Here is a 1,160-nt window from a genome sequence, read left to right as displayed (position 1 = left end):
CCCTCGATCCACTTGCAGAGCTCCCGCCACTCGTCCAGCTTGTGGTTGCGCCGGTGCTGGTAGATGTTGGACAAGACCTCGTAGTTCAGCATGACCGTCCGCTTCTGGTTATAGCTGGAGGGGAGAAGTTGGATCATCTGCCACCAAAGTTCTTTTTTTAACTTTGCGCAGCATTCCTCCGACAGGGCCTGATTATTTCGATTCGGTTTGGTGTTGGTCGAAATATATGCAGCCCTGTAAGCATTTAAGGTGTCGATAGTTGTTTTTAACACCGCCAGTGGCGGTAAAATTCCATGACCAGGTTCTCCCAGCAGATGTTCGTGGCTGAAATCGTCCAGCGTGAACTCCTTGGCGTGAATCTTGTGCATGGTGGAGCAGGAGTTGGCGACCGTACCCACCTTATAGGTGTCGAACTCCTTCCACCAATAGAGCGGGGCGGTGATGTCGACGTACACCGCGATCATCCGACGGAACTTGCCGTCAACCGAACCGGCCTTGGCCAGCCGCAGCATCAGGTCGAGGTCGTTGGGGCCGATCTTAAAATGCGTTTCGCCTGTGGCTTTGATGGTTACAAATACTGTGTCACTTTTGTCCCAACTGTTCATCGGGTTTCGCATTCCGCGGATTGTGGGCTTCCAGCCCGTCACCTCGGTTTTTTCAATCAGGATCATCTGGTTTCCTCCTTGTCCTTTTTCAGTATGAGCTGTCGAGTGAGCATTCCGTACAGGAACTGGTTGTCTTTGAACTCGCTGAAAATATCAGCAAGTCTGTCGAATGCTTGCGCATAGGCATCGGCTTTTCCCATGGCGTATCCATGGTCAAACACTTTCTGCTCATTCTGCGTGAGAATCGCAGATTTGTCTTCGTTCATGTTTTTCTCCCTTCAATAATTCGCCTCTTCCCGTCTGTATCAGCATCAATCGTGGAAAGGAAACTGTTCTCTTCATCATGAAATGTGATGTCGGTCGGGTCAACACGGCGGACGCCATCCTTGAACTCCACAATGCCAAACACATGGCTATACACACCCGCGGGCTGCCCTCCGACCATTGGGCTTGCCGGAAGCGGCTTTGAATAGTGCTCCCACACATGGAAATATCCAACCTCATCGTTGACTACACAAAGTCTGGTCTGGTGTTTGATAGTCATATTAAGACCTG

The 1,160-nt window shown here is 50.8% G+C and carries 3 protein-coding genes; all 3 read right to left on the bottom strand.

From position 1 onward, the window contains the following. Positions 1-671 (bottom strand): hypothetical protein (locus JX325_RS17355; protein ID WP_204792252.1); only part of this gene is annotated, 671 nt, incomplete at its 3' end. Continuing rightward, a complete protein-coding gene (locus JX325_RS17350; protein WP_204792251.1) occupies positions 668-871 on the bottom strand; it encodes a hypothetical protein in 204 nt (67 codons plus the stop codon). The genes JX325_RS17350 and JX325_RS17355, both read right to left, overlap by 4 nt. After that, positions 868-1,160: hypothetical protein (locus tag JX325_RS17345; protein ID WP_204792250.1), on the bottom strand; the 293-nt coding region annotated here is incomplete at its 5' end. The genes JX325_RS17345 and JX325_RS17350, both read right to left, overlap by 4 nt.

This window comes from Oscillibacter sp. CU971, assembly GCF_905219725.1.
GTDB lineage: Bacteria > Bacillota > Clostridia > Oscillospirales > Oscillospiraceae > Oscillibacter.
The sequence above is the reverse complement of the archived record's forward strand: the minus strand, read 5'-3'. Positions and strand labels throughout refer to the sequence as shown.

Excerpts from the sequence above, each read along its gene's own strand:
- JX325_RS17350 (WP_204792251.1), bottom strand. The coding sequence starts at position 871 with ATGAACGAAGACAAATCTGCGATTCTCACGCAGAATGAGCAGAAAGTG.